At 50.5% G+C, this 1425-nt stretch carries 1 protein-coding gene and 1 pseudogene; both read right to left on the reverse strand.

The features are described from left to right. Positions 1 to 510: 510 nt before the first annotated feature. A complete protein-coding gene (locus OS035_RS33445; protein WP_331815673.1) occupies positions 511 to 633 on the reverse strand; it encodes a hypothetical protein in 123 nt (40 codons plus the stop codon). A 6-nt stretch (positions 634 to 639) separates the two neighbouring features. Beyond that, positions 640 to 1083, reverse strand: a pseudogene (locus tag OS035_RS33450) (phosphoribosyltransferase family protein); the annotation flags it as partial. Between the last annotated feature and the right edge of the window lie 342 nt (positions 1084 to 1425).

Here is a 1425-nt window from a genome sequence, read left to right on the forward strand (position 1 = left end):
CCAAGGGGGGTCAAAATTGGATAAGTATCACCCCGCCAGAGGGGTCAACATTCCATGCTTAAACACACACATTCGACAGTTCGGGCGGGAGAGGGCGCCCGGACGGTCATTGCCAAGCGCAGATCGCCCAAGGAGATCGGCGAGAATATCGATGTCTATCATGCTCGTTCCTTATGTTGGCGTTGCACTTGAGAGGTCCCCGGTAGAGCCCGGGATCGGTGAAGGCTGTCTTCGATAATCTACTAACTTGGTAGAGATTACCCTATAGCCTGCCAGAAACATATTCCGAAACGTGTCAAAACATCGACGATCCGAAAAAATTCATTCCGCCGAACTTTGAACTTACAGAAAGAAACATATCAGCTCTTCGTAAAATTCGCATGACAGAATCAATGTTTCGTCGATCAGCGCGGCAGACATAGGAAGCCTTGCTGTCTCCGGTAGTGGGCCATTTCATTAAAATCGAAATTTCTCGAGATGACCGATTTGGTTAATGCCGAACGACCCCTGTTACCAGCCTTGGAGAAGCACCTTTTCCAGCATGTCGGCGAAGAAATCGGCGCTTTCGATGCTGAGGCAGAGCGGCGGCTTGATCTTCAGAGTCGGATTCGAAAAGCGTTCAACGATATGCATATCTTGCTAAATCGGCCTGCTCGAGCTGTCCGGCGATCCACGATCGACAAACAGAAGACAACGACTTTCGAAATGTTGCGAGTTGAAGTAGAACCGATCACCAGCAATCAATGATTTGCGCTCTTCTCCTGAAAGAAGTCCGTAATCGTCCATGTAACTGATCTTTCGCGGGACAGTCGCATATTCCACATGGTTGCCTTTCGCATCAACGATGTGGTTGTTGAGGCGGTCTAGCAAATGCATCGTCATTACATTTGCTGCATTCGGAACGAAATTGAATGGCGACGGAATCATCAGGCAGCGACCGTTCAGTATTGTGGATGCGTTTTTTTCGAAGAACGCGTCTGCCATCTGGTGGCCCATCTCGCGAGCGGCCTCGTCGCAACCGAACTTCAGACGCGAATATAGTTCCGGTCGAAAGGGTGCATCCTCGATCGACTGAAATTCATAAAGCGCAAACTCCTCAAACTGCGGTCATAAACAACCTCTTGAATGTTCTCAGGGCGTCCGGGCCCCTTGGCCATGCTTGAATCGTTATTCAGTCGATAAGCTGCCGCCGCGCCAACAAACTTGCCGGGGCTCTGTTGCAATTTCCATTTTGGTCATAATTGCCGTTGGTTGGTAGGTCGATTACCTGGCAGCCTCGCGGTTTTCGAGATTCTGAGCGAGCAGTGCTACCGCTTCCGTTAGGGCATCGTCATGTCTGGATGGCGCCCGTTTGGCAATATGATTTTGGCCGATGTTTGAGCTTTGCGGGTCGGGTGCAGTCATGTCTCCGGCCTATTTATGCGG

Origin of the sequence: Rhizobium sp. 268, from assembly GCF_036571585.1 — a bacterium.
In the GTDB taxonomy this organism is placed as follows: Bacteria; Pseudomonadota; Alphaproteobacteria; order Rhizobiales; family Rhizobiaceae; genus Rhizobium; species Rhizobium redzepovicii.